We start from the raw sequence: 17,728 nt of genomic DNA on the forward strand, positions 1-17,728 counted from the left end.
AACAGCCGAAACTCAGGCAAACATTGTTGATAGGTAATGTCGTTTTTCGTATTAAGGTCAAACAATGGATACTAAATGCCAATAACAGCACGGAAAAGTTGCCAACTTAATTTAGCGACTATACATCGCTCGATCCAATGAGATTATTGACCTTCACGACAAACAAAAGGCATATATAATTTGTGGTTATTCCAGAAATTACCACTTACTCATAAAGCTCATTTATTCCTCTTTTTATATAACTTTCGATGAACAACTTAGTAATAATGCTATGCACAAGCAAACAGCAAAGCATGCCATCCACATGCTTTGCCGCCGCATCGGTTTCATCATCCTATTGCCAGTTTAGTGCTCGCGTAACGCGCTTTTTTCTTTCTTGGACTGGCTAAGAAGTACGCTAAAGTAAGAGGCCCTAATCGTCCCATAAACATCATGAAGATGATCACTAACTCACCTGGTTCGGACAAACTGCCCGTTAAGCCTCGCGATAACCCAACCGTACCTAGCGCCGAGACCGCTTCGAACATAATGTCTAACATAGACGCTTTCTCTGTCAGTAACAGCGTGAAGATGGCAAACCAAGTCACACCCACCGAGATCAGAGTCAGCGCCAATGCCTTGCTGATGGTCTCTTTGGGAATCTCGCGTTGAAAGGCATAGGTTGCTTCATCACGACGCAAATAGCTGTAAGTTGCCAAGACTAACACCATAAATGTCACAACTTTAATACCACTTGCCGTGCTCAATGATCCACCGCCGATAAACATCAACACCAGAATGATCGCCGTTGTGGCATCTTCCAACTGATCGATAGCTAAAGTGTTGAACCCTGCCGTTCTTGGCGTCACCGCTTGAAACCACGATGCCCACCATTTCCCTGCCTCGCTCAACGGGGCAAGCGTGTTGGGGTTGTCATATTCAATCAGGTAAATCGCGATAAGTGCCACCACGTTAATGATCACCGTGCCTAAGATCATCATTCGACTGTAAACGGTGAGCCGGTGCCAACGGCGATTGCGTTTTAAGTCAATCCAAACCGAGAAGCCTAAACCACCAATAATAAACAAACTGGTAATGGTGAAGTTAACGACCGGGTCGTCCACGTAAGGCATTAAGCTATCGGCACTCAACGCAAAACCTGCATTGTTAAACGCACTGATGGTGTAGAAGAAACCATGGAACAGACTGGTTTTCCAACCCAGCTCTTCACTCCAATAAACGCTCAAAATAGTGAAACCAATAAGTTCAACGAGCAGAGCGAACATCAATACAGATTTAGCAGTGGCAATGAGTGTCGACGAGTCAGTTTGGTTGAACGCCTCTCTCGCGACGGCTCGCTCCAAAAAGCCAATTTTTCCGCCCAGAGCCAGCAAAGTCACGATGGCAAACGTCATTAAACCTAGGCCTCCACATTGAATCAGGAAAGCAATAACCACTTGCCCAAAAGGCGTAAACGCCGTGCCCGTGTCTACCACAACTAATCCCGTCACCGTAATGGCCGATGTCGCAGTAAACAGGCTTTGAATCCAAGTGATGGGCTCTGTGGTGGCAATCGGCAGTTTGAGTAAAACTGTGCCGAGCATGATCAAGCACGCAAAACTGAGGCTAAGTATCAATGGCGGTGCGCCCAACAATTTTTTACCCGCTTTAGGTTTTCGCTCGATTGGGATAATAGAGGGATGCCACAAAACCATGTTACACCAACCTCGGAGCGACGTATTTCAGCTCAGCGCGACTACCACAAAGCAACAGCGTGTCGAACTCATTAAGCACAAACTCATCATTGATATTGGTGTAGACGGCTTCTTCGCGCTTCACCAGGATAGGCTGAATGTTGTAACTGCCTCGGCTGATCAACTTAGAAAGCGGCGTATCGTGCAGATTGGATTTAACGTGGATTTCCACCACATACAAACCATGCCCCATTTCCAAATAGTTGTTCACCATCGGATAGTTGAGTGCCTGCGCGACTCTTACGCCCATCTCCTCTTCCGGATGAATAATGCGTTGTACACCCAGCTTAGATACGATGGTGTGGTGTGCTTTGGTGCTCGCTTTGACCCAAATGGATTTCACGCCTAAATTTTTCAGCGCCAGCGTACACAACAAACTGGCTTGCATGTCTTCGCCAATCGCCACCAACACCACATCACTGTTCGCTAACGCTAACTCTCTGAGTGCGCCTTCGTCTGTTGCGTCACATATGACCGCTTGCGTTAACTCTTCGACGTATTTTTCGACGATTTTCGGGTCGCTATCCACCCCCGTTACCGTGTGTCCAAGATGAATAAGTTCTAAGCTGGCGGCAACGCCAAATCGCCCTAAACCAATTACTGTAAAGTGAGCCATATCAATCCCTAACTGTGTTTTATGTATAGAAAATGCTAATGCGTTAAGGGCTAGACTGATTTTCCGTCACGGAAAATAGGCAACACGAATCCTGTTCGAGTGCCGATAACCAGCACTAAACCTTGGCATTAACGTTGATTAAATTTGGAATTTAGTGGTGCTTGGACGCCTCAAGCACTAAACGATAACCCAGCCCCGGCTCGGTTTTTAAAAGTCGCTGTTCGTCAGCGCTATCGTTCAGTTTTTTGCGTAGTTGACTCACTAGTACGCGTAAGTAGTGAGTATCTTCGACATGACTTTTTCCCCAAATCACCGCTAGCAAATGAGTTTGCTCAATGAGTTTTCCCGGCTTGAGAATCAACTGTTCAATGAAAGAAAACTCTTTCTTGGTGAGTGGAATTTCCCTCTGATCCAACCAAAATTGGTGAGTACTTTTGATGATTTTGACTCGGCCAGCCACCAGCTCATCAGCGATGGATTGCTCATCCACCAAATCTCGAACCAGCACTTTGATGCGCGCGATAAGCTCTTTTACGCCAAAAGGCTTGCTCAAGTAATCATTCGCGCCCGCTTCTAAAAGGCGGATTTTTTCCTCTTCTTGATCGCGAGCTGTCAGCACTAGCACTGGCGTTTTATATGTCTGACGAAGCGTCGTGAGAAACTCCGTCCCATCGCCGTCGGGCAAGCCTAAATCTAGCAGAATGACGTGCGGAGAATGCGCTTCGAAACACGCTTTGGCTTCTGCAATGGTACTCGCGCCAATGTAATCAAACCCTTCAGCAGACAGCGAAATTCGAATAAAGGTATGAATGCGAGGCTCATCGTCCACGACTAAAACTTTGTAACTCACGTCTGCTCTGCTCCTTGATTGAGTGGAAGTCGAATGCGGATCAGCGTCCCTTCTGATACTGGCATAGATTGGATCTCTCCTTGGTGTGCGGTGATGATGCCTTTGGCAACCGCGAGTCCCATTCCGGTGCCTGAATCGGCCGATTTGTTGTTCGCGCCGGAATAGAAAAGGCTGAATATTTTTTCCGCATCTTCAGCTTTGATGCCAATCCCCATGTCCCGAACATCAATCACGCACGACGAACCCTGCTTAGAAAGAGAAACCTCAACAGGTTCATTCTCTGGTGAAAATCGCATGGCATTATCCAACACATTAAAAAACGCTTGTTCGATGAGCGAACGACTTACTGATAAATAACCAACGGAATCATCCATATTCATGGACACTTTCTCGGTGTAATTCGGCAAACGAGAAACCGCATCCCGCACAATATTCGCAATAGGCTCAGCTTTTTTGGTAATTTTTAATGTGCCGTGTTGGAGCTTAGTCGCCTGTAAGAGGTTCTCTATATATTGATGCAAGCGGTGGCTTTCTGAAGTCGCACTGTCGAGCAATTCTTTGCGCTCTAAGTCATTGAGCTTGGGCATGTACTCGTTGAGAGTGGTCAGTGTTCCAATAATGGTTGCCAGCGGCGTGCGTAGGTCATGAGACACCGATAGCAGGATGCTGTTTTGCAGCTTGGTTTGTTTTAACTCGCCCTGCTGGCGACGATAGAGATCCGCAAAGGTGCTGGTGATAAATGCCACCACCATAAACACGACTAGATTAAAAATGTCTTCCGGACGAAACATCTGCAAAGAGTAACGAGGCGTCGTGAAAAAGAAGTTGAAGCTCAGCGCTTCGATCACCGCCGCCGCATAAGCGAATCGCGAGTTGCATTGAAACGCCACCACCACGACTGCTAACTGCAAAATCAGCAGAACGGCAGCCGTAGAGCCAAACAGTTGGTCTAACAGCCATGAGGCCACAACCGCGCCAACAATCACGATGGCAGAAAAGAGAAATGTGTTATCTCGCCAATGAGCAAACATAAAGTACATCAACCAAAATTCGATGCAGAAACTTTAGCAAAAGCCCATTCGGAGTTCGCGTAAAAAAAGCGTAAAAAATTCAATAACGACAGACAGTTATAAACATAACCATCACTAAGTTGGTCTAACCCAATGAATAATCACAAGTTAACGTTACCCATTGACGCCACCCACTCGGTATAAACGACAGACACAAAAAAGAGGAGCATTTGCTCCTCTTTCGTTTAGCCTCATTTAGATGCAGCTGTTTGGCAGCATCTTACTCAGACAAAAAACCGCCGGTTTGATGCTTCCACAACTGAGCGTAAACGCCACCCAATTGGAGCAGCTCGTGGTGTGAGCCTTGCTCAATGATTTTGCCGTCATCCATTACAATCAAACGATCCATCGCGGCAATCGTTGATAAACGGTGAGCAATCGCGATCACTGTTTTTCCTTCCATCAGAACTTCAAGGTTTTCTTGAATTGCCGACTCCACTTCTGAATCAAGTGCAGACGTAGCTTCGTCCATGATCAAAATTGGCGCGTTTTTCAACAGCACGCGAGCAATCGCCACACGTTGACGCTGACCGCCAGACAACTTCACGCCGCGCTCACCCACTTCAACATCGTAGCCGGCATTGCCTTGTTCATCTTTCAACGTTTGGATGAAGTCATGCGCGTGCGCTTTTTCAGCGGCGTTAATCACAGCCTCCATTGAAGCGCTTGGATCACCGTAAAGAATGTTCTCTTTAATTGAGCGATGCAGCAAAGAAGTGTCCTGCGTGATCATACCGATGTGTTGACGCAGCGACTCTTGTTTGACTTGCGAAATGTCCTGCCCATCAATACAAATCTTACCCGTATTCACATCGTAAAAACGCAGCAACAGGTTAACCAACGTGGATTTACCTGCCCCAGAGCGACCGACAATACCGACTTTTTCGCCCGGTTTGATGGTCAGGTTCAAGTTCTCAAATACCGCCTTCTCGTCACTGTAGTTAAAACCTACGTTGTCGAAACAGATCTCACCTCGCGAGATTTTCAGAGGCTTGGCATTTGGCACGTCTTTCACTTCAACGTCGTTTGAAATCGTATTGATGCCGTCCACTACCGTGCCAATGTTTTCAAACAGCGCGCTAACTTCCCACATGATCCACTTCGACATACCTTGCACACGCAACGCAATACTGATGGCAATCGCAATGGCACCAATCGTCACGGCCTCGTCTAACCAGAGGTAAACCGAGATAGCGCTGATAGACAGAAGCAATAAATAGTTGATGGCATCGACACTGAACAGCAAACAAGTCACCATGCGCATTTGGCGGTAAACCGTCACCAAAAACTGCTTCATGCTGCTTTCTGCGTATTCCAACTCTCGTTGCGAGTGCGCGAACAATTTCACGGTAGAAATGTTGGTGTAAGAATCCACAATGCGTCCGGTCATAACCGAGCGAGCATCCGCTTGATCCGTCGCAACCTGCTTCATTCGTGGGATAAAGTAGAACTGGATCAGAACATAAATGCCTAACCAGACCACAATCGGCAGCATCAACAAGCCATCTGCCTCACCCATCATCCAAATCATCGACAGAAAATAAACGCTGATGTAAACCAGTACATCCACCAGCTTCATCACTGTTTCTCGTACCGCCAACGCGCTTTGCATCACTTTAGTCGCGACTCGGCCTGCAAAGTCTCGTTGGAAAAAGCCAACCGCTTGTTTCAGCAAGTAACGATGTATCAACCAACGGATAGACATCGGGTAGTTACCCAATAACGTTTGGTGCATCACCATCGAGTGCACAAAGCCTAAACACGGCATCACAACGACAACAAGCAACACCATCATCATCATGCGATCGCCTTGATCCACCCAGAATGTTGCACGGTCTTGGTTGGCAAGAATATCCACCAATTCGCCCATGTAACGTAAGAGCGTCACTTCCGTCACCGCAATCAATGCACTGAATATCGCCATGACAAGTAAAGGGGCTTCAAAGCCACGAGTGTAAAAGCGACAGAAGCCAAAAAGCGTCTTCGGTGGCTTTTCGGTTTCCATCTGGGGAAAGGGTTGGGTCAGTTTTTCAAACCAATTAAACATAACAACTACTTTGGTTACCGCGAATAAATTTGCGGACGTTTTACTATCTTTTGATACGAAAGTCAGTAAAATACCGAAACAAAAGTTCAAATGATAATAATTACAATTAAGCTTCTTGTTAAATATAATTGTCGGGAATGTATTTATGACGAAAAATAACTTACTGACCGTTGCGATCCGTAAAGCAATGGTTTGCGCGATTGCGCCTACAGTAGCAGTGGTTGCGCTTTCAGCGAACGCACAAGATGACGTTACCGCGATGGAAACCATCACCGTCACAGCACAAGCGTTAAAAGTAGAAACACCAGCGGCAGAAACACCACGCAGCGTTTCTATTATCTCTGAAGACGAACTTCGCGTTCGTGCACCGAAAAAATTGGACGAAGCATTACGCTACACATCTGGCGTAACCGCTCAGCCTTATGGCGCCGACAACGACACCGATTGGTTCAAAGTTCGCGGTTTTGATGCTGCGACTTACCTAAACGGCAACCGCCTATTCCGCGACGGTTACTACACATGGTTGGTCGAACCTTACGGCCTAGAAAGTGTGGAAGTGGTTAAAGGCCCATCAGCTATTCTGTTTGGTGAATCGGCACCAGGCGGTATCGTGAATGCAGTACAGAAAAAACCAACGTTTACGCCTCAAGGCGAAGTAAAAGTGGAAGTGGGCAACAACCAACACCAGTCGGTGGGTTTTGACATTGCTGATGAAGCAAACGACGATGGCACAATCCGCTACCGTTTGGTTGGCCTGATGACAAGCCAAGATGGCGAACTGGACGGCACCAACAACGAGCGTTTTTATCTAGCGCCAAGCGTCGAGTTCGACATTTCTGACCGTACAATGCTGACCGTTTTGGCTACTTACCTTCGTGATGACGGTGTGCCAACCAACCCATTTTTCCCAGCGGCAGGTACTCTGATTGGTTCTAACTTTGGCAAAATCGATCCTTCGACTAACCTTGGTCAGCCAAACTACGATAAATACGAACGCACGCAGTTCTCTCTAGGTTACTTGCTAGAGCACGACATCAATGACACGTGGTCATTCTCGCAAAACCTCAACTACGGTTCGAATGAGTTGTACTTGCGCAGCTCTTACGCGTTCTCAAACAACGATCCAGCGAAAGAAGAATTAACGCAAGGCATCGTATTTCGTGACGGCAAAAACCAGAGCATCACGTTCGATAACAATGCTGTCGGCAACTGGATGACAGATAACGCAGAACACACTGTGCTCGTCGGTATGGATCTGCAATTCCACAAAACCGATGGCGACGAACAGGACAACTACGCGTTTGGCACCATCAACCCGTGGAACCCAGTTTACGGTAACTTCAATCCACTTGATCCTTCAAAGAACGTAAAACGTGAGATTGAGAAATCTCAAGCAAGTGTCTACTCGCAATACCAATTGAAACTGCATGAACAATGGATTGGTAACGTAGGTGCTCGTTACGACTGGGTAAAAACAGAAAACTCTGGCAAAGGCGTAGGCGTTGATCAAAACGAATCTCGTGATGATGGTCAGCTGTCTCTCAGCGCGGGTGTGATGTTCCTTGCAAACAATGGTTTGTCACCTTACGCAAACTACTCTCAGTCGTTTGAAGTGATCAGCACCATTGATGCGGCAACCAATGAGCTTTACAAACCGCTAGAAGGCGAGCAAGTAGAAGTAGGTGTGAAGTATGAGCCAAGCTTTATGGATGGCTTTATCAACCTAGCATGGTTCGACATTACGCAAAAGAACGCGTTGGTGACCAACCCATCAACATGGATCGCGACACAAACGGGTGAAGTGACTTCTCAAGGTATTGAGCTTGAAAGCACGGCGCAGCTAACCGACGATCTAAAACTGATGGCAAGCTACACCTACACCAAAGCGAAAACAGACGAAAGCTTTGGCAAAGGCAAAAAACAAGCCGCGCTTATTCCTGAACACCAAGCTTCGGCATGGGTAGACTACAGCGCATACAGCCTAATTCCAGGTCTAAACATCGGTACTGGTGTTCGTTATGTGGGCGAATCTAAAGATAACCCTAAGAGCTCGAACCTAACCGTTCCTTCAGTGACTCTTTGGGATGCGTCAGTCACTTACGACATCACTTCACAGTGGCAAGCACAGCTAAACGTGAACAACATTCTGGATAAAGAATTTGTATCAGGTTGCGATTACTGGTGTTATTACGGCCAGTCTCGCTCTGTCATGCTAAACGCAAACTACCGCTGGTAATTGAACTTTCGACTCCCCTCTCTTGAGGGGAGTTTTCTCCTGAGAGCCATCCATGTTTCAACTGTCTAATATTGAGATCGTTCGAGGTGGACGTCAGATCCTCGGCATCGACCAACTTAACATCCCAACGAATGAACTGACTGTCGTTTTGGGCCATAACGGTTCAGGCAAATCGACACTGGTAAACCTGCTTTCTGGTCAAATGTCGCCAGATAAAGGCACGGTAACACTAAACGATACTTCCCTTTCATCACTCAAAACCAAAGAGCTGGCAAAGCAGATAGCCTATTTGCCACAAAAGCTGCCCTCCTCGGCTGGTTTAACGGTAGAAGAGCTAGTGCGCTTAGGCCGCTTTCCGTGGCGTGGCGCACTTGGTCGTTGGAAACCTGAAGACAAACAGATTATCGCTGAAGCCATGGCTCGCACTGGCGTTGCTCCGTTTGCTCAAGCATTAGCGGACGATTTATCGGGCGGTGAGCGCCAACGCGCTTGGGTGTCTATGCTTTTGGCTCAACAATCACCGATTTTGATCCTAGACGAACCGACCTCCGCGCTCGATGTTCACCATCAATTTCAACTGATGGCGCTACTGGCAGAGCTGAATCGAACCGAGAACGTAGGCATTATCGTGATCCTGCATGATTTGAACTTAGCACTGCGCTACGCAACCCACATAGTTGCGCTCAAAAAAGGTCAAATTGCCTTTGAAGGCAGTGCCGAAATGCTACTTGATGAATCGCGTTTGTCTGCACTTTACGAATCACCAATTAAGCTCATTGACCATCCAACGCCCGCGGACACACTTGCTAGCCAGAAGGTGGCGGTGGTATGTGCATGATGGTTCGATTTCTCAAGCAACTAAGCTGCACGACTCTACTTTTTACAATGATGATTGCACGTGCGAACGCAGACATTACCGTTCATGATGCGTACGGAGCGGTGACTTTTGAGCAAGTGCCGCAACGCGTCGTGGTTCTCAACTGGGACATTTTGGAGCAAGTGCTCGCGTTGGACATCGAGCCCATTGCTGCGCCTAACTTGCCAGGTTACCGCCAGTGGGTAGTGAATCCTTACGCACCAGAATCCATTGAGGATATCGGCACTCGCGCCGAACCCAATTTAGAGAAAATCGCGAGTTTGAAACCCGATGTGATCCTAGCAGCTTCTCCCCAGCAAGATTTGATTCCCCTGCTCAGACAAATCGCGCCGGTGGTGTATTTGCCGAATTTTTCGCAAAACGAAGCCGCGGCTCAAACCGCAATCAAGCATTTTCGTACGCTAGGTGCGCTGTTTGATAAACAAGAGTTAGCGGAACAAAAACTGGCAAAACTCAATGACTCATTCAAACAACTGCGTGACAAGATTCGTCAGCATTATTCTGCCCCATTAGACGTGTTGGTGATGCGCTTCTCGACACCCAATTCTGTTCTGCTATCAACGGAAAATTCGACCACTGATTATGTGGTTGAGCAGCTTGGGTTAACCAACCCTATCCAAGTCTCTGCGCGCGCTTGGGGCATCAAACAAGATCGCATCAACCGCTTACAAAACCTTGAACAAAGCTACGTACTTTACGTGCAGCCTTTCCCACAAGAGAGCAAGTTGAACAGCTCACCACTTTGGCAAGCGATGCCATTCGTGAAAAAACAGCGCGTAAATTCGGTAAGAGCGGTGTGGGCCTACGGCGGCGCGATGTCTTTGCAATACATGGCAGAAGCCATTACCGACAGCTTAATTGAACTGGCACCAAAACAATGAGAACGAAACCGTACATTGGCTATGCCGCGCTGATTGCGTTGCTTAGCCTATTGAGCTTACAAATTGATACGAGCTTGTCGTTGAGTAAACAATGGCAGTTGTTCACTCAACCAGAAAGCGCCAGCGAATTTCGTGATGTTTTCTTTATGCAGTCTCAGTTACCTCGATTGAGCATCACATTATTGGTTGGTGCAATGCTCGGGCTGACTGGCAGTTTGATGCAGCAGTTAACGCAAAACAACCTCACCTCACCGCTGACCTTGGGCACATCTTCCGGTGCTTGGCTTGCGTTGGTCATCGTTAACATTTGGTTTGTTGACTGGGTGGCCGACTACTCCGCTTTCGCTGCCATGGCAGGTGCTTTGGTGGCGTTTGGTTTGATCATTTCGATCGCTGGTGTGCGCAATATGACGGGGTTGCCTTTAGTGGTCTCCGGCATGGTCATCAACATTTTGCTTGGCTCCATTGCGACAGCTCTGATTATTCTCAATGCACAGTTTGCTCAAAACATCTTTATGTGGGGAGCGGGCGACCTTTCACAATACAGTTGGGATTGGTTTGAATGGTTGCTGCCACGTTCTACTGTCGCAATCGTCATTTTGATTGTCGCACCACGCATTCTGACCCTAATGAAACTGGGACAAGAAGGCGCAGCAGCCCGAGGCTTAGCGGTATTACCCGCGTTTGGGGCGTTAATGGTGATGGGTATTTGGCTGGTATCAGCCTCAATCACTGCGGTTGGTATCATCAGTTTTATCGGCTTGTTAACACCAAACATCGCCCGTGCAATGGGAGCGAGAACGCCACGCGATGAACTCATCAGTAGCATGTTGCTTGGCGCTGCGTTGCTGCTTATCACCGATTCTGCGGCGATTTATCTCAGTTTATTGTTAGAAGAAACCATCCCAAGCGGTGTGGCCGCGGCGGCCATTGGTGCACCTGCGTTGATCTGGTTTACTCGCAAGAAACTGACAGCTACGGATCAGCTGAACTTATCGATGAGCCAAGGAAAAACGGCTCTATCGAACGCAGCAGTTTGGGGCATTGCAGTAATGGGGATCATCGGCATTCTGGCGTACTCATTTGTTACGCACGGTATCAGTGGTATTGAGTTTGCGATTGCTGGCGAGTTCCAATGGCAACTGCGTTGGCCACGCATGATCAGTGCGATTTCAGTAGGTGTTGCCCTTTCCATTGCAGGGATCATTTTGCAGCGTATCGTTTACAACCCACTTGCGAGCCCAGACATTCTCGGTGTGTCATCCGGCGCAACCTTTGCCATTATCATCACTGGTGTGATGGTTGGATCTGTACTCGCCGCATTTAACTGGGGCGTCGCTTTTCTGGGCAGTCTGACCGTATTGATGCTGCTGCTCATTATCGGGAAACGCAGCCACTTTAACCCTTCTAATTTTGTACTCTCGGGTATTGCCCTTAGCGCCCTATTACAAGCTCTCGTTCAGTTTGCGTTGGCGCAAGGCTCTGGGGAAAGTTACAAAATTTTGCTCTGGCTCACGGGCTCAACGTATCGCGTCACCAGCACAAGTGCATTGGTGTTACTTATCTCCGTGTCGGTGCTTTTAGCGATTGTATTTGCGTTGTCACGTTGGCTAACACTGATTTCTATTGGTCGAGCGTTTTCTAACGCGCGCGGGCTGAATCCATCATCTGCGAACACGATTTTGCTTGTTATCGTTGCTCTGCTGTGTGCCTTTTCAACGGCGACGGTCGGCCCCGTTTCCTTTGTTGGTTTGGTCGCACCACACATGGCGATGATGCTAGGAGCAAGAAAGGTCAAAGAACAATTATTCGTTGGCAGTTTGATTGGTGCAACGCTTATGGTTTGGGCGGATTGGTTAGGGCAAATCGCCATTTACCCGAGCCAAATTGCAGCAGGTACGTTAGTCGCGATTATCGGTAGTACCTACTTCTTGTTCCTGATGCTCAAAAGCAAGTTCCGATAGCTTGGCGTAAAGATAAGCGAAAAAAGAAACCCGCTCTTTGGGAGTTTACTCCGAAGCAGCGGGTTTCTTTTTAATGCAAGTTAGTTGAATGCAGCGTCGTTCGATTCATCATTCGAAGCAGGAAAACGCTGCTCGTAAAGCTCCATAAAGTCCTGACGAATCAAATGTTCTAAATGGTTCGCCTTATCTGTCGGGCAGAAGATCATCACATGCACAATCTGCTCACCATTAATATGACTTGAAATGTGGATGTGCGGCTCTGCGCCCGGCAGATCAACGCCGGCATGCTTCTCGATCATGGCATTGTAACGATGTGCCACATCACTAAAGTAACTGCAATGCTCATCAATTTTGTCCGTTAATGGTGTCAGTAGCGGATACAGGTTGACGAAGTCTTTCACCACAATCGTGAAATTATGGTAAACATAACGCTTCATGAAGTTGAGGTTTTTAACCGGATAGGTGAAAAACATACTATTAGGCAACGTCGCAGTTTTACCCGTGTAATGGTATTGCCCGTGATGTAAATCGATCTCTTGAATCACTGTCGCCATCATGTTGTGTTCGATCACCTCGCCACACAACTTACCCACTTCAATCCAATCACCCACTCGAAACGAGCGCGAACTCGCACGTTGAATCGAGCCTGTAAAACACAAAATGATCTCTTTCGATGCCACCACAATAGCAACCGCAATCGCTGTAACACTGAGCGCAAACTCACTGATTTCTGATTGCCAGAGGATAAACAGGATCAGCAATGTGAACGCAAACGTACCGTTTTTGGTTCTCGACATCCAACTGCGTTGATCTTCGGTTAAAAAGGCATGATCACCGCGAATCATCGACAAAATTGAACGACGTACCAACCACATAAAAAACAAAATTAATGTGGTAAACAGCATTTTGTGCGTGAGAAGAAAATCGACGACCAACTGCACTTTCTCCATTACCCAGCTCCCTTGTTACAGACTTATTATCTTTCGAATAGTAATGGGTAACCATAACAAATTATTCTGTCAGTTGTCCGTGTTCACTCTCTTTAAATACGATAAAGGCACGTCGATTCAGTGCGTTTGCTTCCGAAGTCGTTTGATTTATGACCGGTTGCAGTTCACCAAACGCTTTGACCTCCCAAACAAGCCGCGACGCATCAAGTTTGGTCTTGAGATATTCGACCACAGTTTGAGCTCGTCGCTCTGCCAATTTTTCATTGTAAGAAAGCGAGCCGACTTGATCAGTGTGCCCTGCAACCAAAATGCTGCCTTCTAACCCTTGTAACTGTTCAATGAAATCATCGAGCTGAGTGAGATCTTCAGCTTTCAACTCTGACTGATCAAAGTCGAAGTGTGGCGTCATGGTCATATAAACCTTACGCTCTGGCTTTGGAGGTTCGCAGAATGGCATCTCATCGTATTTTTGCGCCTCCTCAAACATGACGTACGCTCGGCGGTTTTCAGCACGCGCTTGATCTGAAGTATCGAGCGTAAGCGGTTGAGTCTCGCCAAAGTGCTTGATCTCCCAATCATAAAAAGTGGGATCAAGCTGCTGCTTGAGGTACGCCGCAACGGATTGTGCTCGGCGTAGAGAAAGCGCGTCGTTGTACTCGTTTGAACCTTTGTAATCAGTGTGACCGACAATGGTAATGCGTCCGCTTAAACCTTGAATATCGCGAATAAACGCATCCAGACTTGTCGCATCTGCTTCACGGATCTTGAATTTGTCGAAATCAAAGTGCTCTGCAACGGCAATATGAATTTCTCGCTGCGGCGCTAAACACTCACTAATAAGAAATTTAGAGACATTCACATCGGCGAATTTCTCTCGGTTTTCTTGGCTCACGTAAGTCTCGGTAGCGCAACCTGCTAACAATGCACCAATCATAATACCGCTCAACAAGCGAATCGTCGTTTTCATGTGACCCTCTTATAACTTGCCAACTAGGTTAATGAACACGCCTGATGCGTCGTAGTCATCATCATTCGCAAGGTTGCTGTCAAAGCCTGAGAAGTTATAGCCGACGCCGACTTTGAAGTTGTCGCCAAGATGTTTGTTCACTGAAATCAGCGCACCTTGCTCTAACTCATCGTAGGTCGAATCGGTCTTCCAATGGTACTCGCCTGTCACGTCCCACTCTTTCATCACTCGGTAAGAAGCACTTAAGCCGTACAATGAGATTTTGCTGTCAACCGGAATGTCTTCACCCGATTGACGAGTGAAAAGTTCATGCTTGTTTTTGAATGCGTATTTCGCGCCTAAATCCCAGTTGGCATCAAGTGAATAGATGCCTTCCACTTCAATGATATGGCTTTCTTCATCTTTGTAATCCACATCGCGATTGAGTTGGTCGAAGTCCACTAAGTAGGTGTAGCGCGACAACAAATTCAAGCGATCGTTGTAAATTGGGCGATACGCCAATCCAGCGGTCGACTCAATAAAACGAGCCAACATTTTGTCGCTCGATTTGCTTTCTGAGCGTGAGTAATTGAACTTACCGAATAAGGTGTACTCTTCCGTCAGGTGATGGGTGTAACGGTTGGTCGTCACCCATTGGTCGATGCGTTTTTTGTCTGGGTCAGCAGAGTCATCTGTCTTATCGACACGATATTCCACTTTGTTCTTGAACAACACATCATCGACATCAATCGAGGTGCTTACACTCACCGCTTGGCGCTCGGTGGTGATGTTTTGATCATCCTCGATTTCGCCTTTCTGATAGCCGATACCCATGTCGATGTCGTCATTCATGTCGTAGCCAAAGCCGAATGAATCGATGCGACCTTTGCCGTTGTTCTCATCAACAAATTGGTTTTCTTGGTAGAAATCGACCGTAGAGGTCAGATCTGCACGTTGGCCGACAATCACGTTGTTTTTGCCTTCGTAGCTGTCATCGACATAGGTTAAGTAAGTGCTGTAGTCTTCCGTCACATCATAAGTCACGCTGGCTTCAGCCGCATCGCCACGATCGCCCGTGGTGTATTCTGCGCCGACGACGAAGTCTTCTAAAATACGCGTTTCACCACCAATAGTGACGCTGTCGTTCTCATCGTACTCATCTGTTTTACCAACGGTTTTCTGCCCTTTGATGTAAACATTGTTGTCGCTATCCCAAATGTAATCGGCACGCAGGCCCGCTAAAGTGCCTTTGCCTTTTTCTTCTTCGTTGTTTAGCTCTTCGACTTGTTTACCTGCTGCGGAAATCTTAATGTGTTTGGTTACTTTGATCTGAGTTTCCAGCTCTGCCTGTTGAGAATCCGTTCTTAGTGTGCCGTCGGACTCACGCTCTTCCATCGAGGTAAATCGAGTTTTCACCGCAACACGATCCGTTGCTTGAAGACGGATTTCCGTACCATAAGATTCTTGTTCTAAATCGTCATCTTGGCTTGCGTAGCTGTAACCTGCATCTTTAGATTTGTACCAAGCTTTAACATCGTTACCCACAGCAGAAAACACGCTCGGGGCGATGTCGTAGAGGTTCATCACCCCTTTCACTTGATAAGAGTCACCTTCACGATCATCCGCACTGCCACCAATAGGCGTAAAGGTTAAACCGCCATCGAAAGAGACATAGTTAGAATCGGTTTGACGACCTTTACTGTGACCGAACTCGGCTTTCAAATAGGTGCCTTCTGATGCTCGTAGCGTTAAGTCTGTGCCGTACGCTTCGTAGTCTTGGTTATCTTTTTCTTCGGTTTGATAGTTTGCACCTACACCTATGTAGTCGTTTACCCAACCTTTGACGCGTCCACCAGCGGTCATTGCACCAAGCGCTTCACGGCCTTGAGGCACGTATTCATAATCAACAGCAAGATAGTTGTCATAACCGTCAGCTGGGGAGTCGTTAATGACCGAGCCAAAGTTGTCAGAAATGATGTTGTTTAGCGGTTTGGTTAGAATAATTCGGCCTTGGTATGGGTCGACTTCATAGTCACGTCCCGACTGCAACGGCAGTTCTTGCAAGGTGATGCCGCTGTTTGGGTCGACCACCTTAACCATCACTTTGTCGCTGCCCGGTACAACTTCACCATGGCGTAAGAAGTACAGCGAACCGCCAGTACCTAAAAATTCATCGTGCGCAAACAGCGAATCCGATTCGGCTGCAAAGCCAACGATGTTAAGACGATCTTCACCGAACTTGGTGGTAGAACGTGTGCGATAGTCACCTTTGAAACCATATAGGCTGCGGTTGTAATCGTTGTTGTCAGTACCAGTTATACCTGTGTTGTAGTTCCCCCACAAAACGTTGGACTTGTCGTATTCAACGTTGAGATACACTTTGCCTTTAGTGTTGACCACTTTGTAGATGTTCGAGCTGTCACCGTAGTTGCCGTAATACATTTCATCGTCGTCTTCGAGAATGTCGAATACGCTGGATGAATCAGAGGCAAACGGGTGCTTAAACATGTCTCGCACGTCACTCTCTTTGGTATCAAAGTGGGTGGTAATTCGGAGTTTGTCACCAAACTTACCTTGGCCAAAATACGCTAAGCGACCTTGGTTGTAGATATCATCTTGATATTGGTCATCAACCGCCAATGCTGCCGAATTACCTGTGACTTTGTTTTTACCAATGTAGAAATCCGCCAAACCCGCTTGTACCCAATATTCATCCGGAATACGCACGTACAGTTGGTAACGTCGCTCTTCACCGCTATCAAATACCACACGAGTTGGGAATAGATAGGCGTCGGCTGGCAAGTATTGTTCGGCGTAAAGCTCGCCCTCTTCTACGTCAAATTCATCTTCACCAATCACCACCTTGTCGACACCTTTTAGTCCCGTCCCCATAAACCTTGCCAGACCAGCCGAGGTAGGAATGTTGTGGCGCATCAACTGAGCTTTGCCAAGCTTACGGCTTTGATCTTCTTCACCATCATTCTTGTCGATGTCGACTTCAGAATCGGGGTCAACAAGATCGATCACACCGACACTTGTCACGTCCATGTTGCCGTCTTTATCAAACGCTTTTAAGCGAAACAGAAGCTGCGTGTTGGATTCAAATTGGTAGTCTTGAGCGGTCTTGCCATCCCAAACGATGTTGAAATCGTTGGCAAATTGCTGACCTTCCACCACCGCCAGCGGAGACACCAAACCACGATCGCCACCGCGATACACTTCTAATTGGTAATGATCCACGTAGTAGCTGAAGTTGGTGGTGATAGCAAAACTCATCTCTTGCAGAGGTTTGCCGTTTCTGACTTCCACATTGCTGCTGATGCTCAGATCCAGCACCGGGTCAAAGCGCATGATGTCACGGCTAACCCAAATCGCACCTTGTTCCAGATAAATACGAGAATTGTCGGTTTGTTCATGCGTGTTAACTTCAATACCCAGTGAGTCACTGCCCAGCTTTTCTAACTGGCTGGTGTCTTTTGCGTACGATAGGATCGGCAACGCCGCCGCGATACATATCGTCAGTTTTGATTGTCTAAATCTAATCATAATTTTCTTGCT

12 protein-coding genes are annotated in these 17,728 nt (G+C 47.2%); 4 read left to right on the forward strand and 8 right to left on the reverse strand.

The features are described 5' to 3' along the window. Window positions 1–329: 329 nt before the first annotated feature. The 5 genes from ACF8CV_RS08345 to ACF8CV_RS08365 form a co-directional block, all read right to left on the reverse strand. A complete protein-coding gene (locus ACF8CV_RS08345) occupies window positions 330–1,694 on the reverse strand; it encodes a TrkH family potassium uptake protein (RefSeq protein ID WP_005392443.1) in 1,365 nt (454 codons plus the stop codon). A 1-nt stretch (window position 1,695) separates the two neighbouring features. Continuing rightward, window positions 1,696–2,349: a TrkA family potassium uptake protein gene (locus ACF8CV_RS08350; RefSeq protein ID WP_005375180.1), complete on the reverse strand. Its 654-nt coding sequence runs from the start codon at window positions 2,347–2,349 to the stop codon at window positions 1,696–1,698. A 151-nt stretch (window positions 2,350–2,500) separates the two neighbouring features. Beyond that, window positions 2,501–3,199, reverse strand: coding sequence for a response regulator transcription factor (locus ACF8CV_RS08355; RefSeq protein ID WP_021452112.1), 699 nt, complete (start codon window positions 3,197–3,199; stop codon window positions 2,501–2,503). Further along, on the reverse strand, window positions 3,196–4,230 hold the full coding sequence (locus ACF8CV_RS08360; protein WP_180919905.1) for a DUF4118 domain-containing protein: 1,035 nt from the start codon (window positions 4,228–4,230) through the stop codon (window positions 3,196–3,198). Before ACF8CV_RS08360 ends, ACF8CV_RS08355 begins: the two co-directional genes overlap by 4 nt. A gap of 259 nt (window positions 4,231–4,489) precedes the next feature. Beyond that, window positions 4,490–6,316, reverse strand: a complete 1,827-nt coding sequence (locus tag ACF8CV_RS08365; RefSeq protein ID WP_138938061.1) for an ABC transporter ATP-binding protein — start codon at window positions 6,314–6,316, stop codon at window positions 4,490–4,492. Window positions 6,317–6,461: 145 nt separating this feature from the next. Here ACF8CV_RS08365 and ACF8CV_RS08370 point away from each other — a divergent pair, with 145 nt between their 5' ends. Genes ACF8CV_RS08370 through fhuB form a run of 4 tightly spaced genes read left to right on the forward strand, consistent with a single transcriptional unit; the run spans window position 6,462 to window position 12,274 of the window. Further along, entirely contained in the window at window positions 6,462–8,552 is a 2,091-nt protein-coding gene (locus ACF8CV_RS08370) for a TonB-dependent siderophore receptor (RefSeq protein WP_208871073.1), read from the forward strand. A gap of 52 nt (window positions 8,553–8,604) precedes the next feature. After that, window positions 8,605–9,390, forward strand: coding sequence for an ABC transporter ATP-binding protein (locus ACF8CV_RS08375; protein WP_138938062.1), 786 nt, complete (start codon window positions 8,605–8,607; stop codon window positions 9,388–9,390). 47 nt (window positions 9,391–9,437) lie between these two features. Continuing rightward, the gene (locus tag ACF8CV_RS08380; RefSeq protein ID WP_373272416.1) at window positions 9,438–10,310 is read left to right on the forward strand and encodes an iron-siderophore ABC transporter substrate-binding protein; all 873 of its coding nucleotides are present in this window, start codon (window positions 9,438–9,440) and stop codon (window positions 10,308–10,310) included. Next, window positions 10,307–12,274, forward strand: coding sequence for a Fe(3+)-hydroxamate ABC transporter permease FhuB (gene fhuB, locus ACF8CV_RS08385; RefSeq protein ID WP_392416639.1), 1,968 nt, complete (start codon window positions 10,307–10,309; stop codon window positions 12,272–12,274). The genes ACF8CV_RS08380 and fhuB overlap by 4 nt, the downstream gene beginning before the upstream one ends. 80 nt (window positions 12,275–12,354) lie before the next feature. On the opposite strand, the gene ACF8CV_RS08390 is transcribed toward fhuB, so the two are convergent. From ACF8CV_RS08390 to ACF8CV_RS08400, 3 genes are all read right to left on the reverse strand, one after another. Continuing rightward, a complete protein-coding gene (locus tag ACF8CV_RS08390) occupies window positions 12,355–13,224 on the reverse strand; it encodes a mechanosensitive ion channel family protein (protein WP_005463003.1) in 870 nt (289 codons plus the stop codon). 61 nt (window positions 13,225–13,285) lie between these two features. After that, window positions 13,286–14,191 (reverse strand): OmpA family protein, encoded by a 906-nt coding sequence (locus tag ACF8CV_RS08395; protein WP_021452107.1) that lies wholly within the window; start codon window positions 14,189–14,191, stop codon window positions 13,286–13,288. 9 nt (window positions 14,192–14,200) lie between these two features. Continuing rightward, entirely contained in the window at window positions 14,201–17,716 is a 3,516-nt protein-coding gene (locus ACF8CV_RS08400) for a hypothetical protein (protein WP_182020934.1), read from the reverse strand. Window positions 17,717–17,728: the final 12 nt, after the last annotated feature.

It is taken from the genome of Vibrio sp. zbq_1 (genome assembly GCF_043102935.1).
Lineage (GTDB): Bacteria > Pseudomonadota > Gammaproteobacteria > Enterobacterales > Vibrionaceae > Vibrio > Vibrio parahaemolyticus.

Excerpts from the sequence above, each read along its gene's own strand:
- ACF8CV_RS08360 (WP_180919905.1), bottom strand. The coding sequence starts at position 4,230 with ATGTTTGCTCATTGGCGAGATAACACATTTCTCTTTTCTGCCATCGTG.
- fhuB (WP_392416639.1), top strand. The coding sequence starts at position 10,307 with ATGAGAACGAAACCGTACATTGGCTATGCCGCGCTGATTGCGTTGCTT.
- ACF8CV_RS08380 (WP_373272416.1), top strand. The coding sequence starts at position 9,438 with ATGATGATTGCACGTGCGAACGCAGACATTACCGTTCATGATGCGTAC.
- ACF8CV_RS08390 (WP_005463003.1), bottom strand. The coding sequence starts at position 13,224 with ATGGAGAAAGTGCAGTTGGTCGTCGATTTTCTTCTCACGCACAAAATG.
- ACF8CV_RS08370 (WP_208871073.1), top strand. The coding sequence starts at position 6,462 with ATGACGAAAAATAACTTACTGACCGTTGCGATCCGTAAAGCAATGGTT.
- ACF8CV_RS08350 (WP_005375180.1), bottom strand. The coding sequence starts at position 2,349 with ATGGCTCACTTTACAGTAATTGGTTTAGGGCGATTTGGCGTTGCCGCC.
- ACF8CV_RS08395 (WP_021452107.1), bottom strand. The coding sequence starts at position 14,191 with ATGAAAACGACGATTCGCTTGTTGAGCGGTATTATGATTGGTGCATTG.
- ACF8CV_RS08400 (WP_182020934.1), bottom strand. The coding sequence starts at position 17,716 with ATGATTAGATTTAGACAATCAAAACTGACGATATGTATCGCGGCGGCG.
- ACF8CV_RS08365 (WP_138938061.1), bottom strand. The coding sequence starts at position 6,316 with ATGTTTAATTGGTTTGAAAAACTGACCCAACCCTTTCCCCAGATGGAA.
- ACF8CV_RS08345 (WP_005392443.1), bottom strand. The coding sequence starts at position 1,694 with ATGGTTTTGTGGCATCCCTCTATTATCCCAATCGAGCGAAAACCTAAA.
- ACF8CV_RS08375 (WP_138938062.1), top strand. The coding sequence starts at position 8,605 with ATGTTTCAACTGTCTAATATTGAGATCGTTCGAGGTGGACGTCAGATC.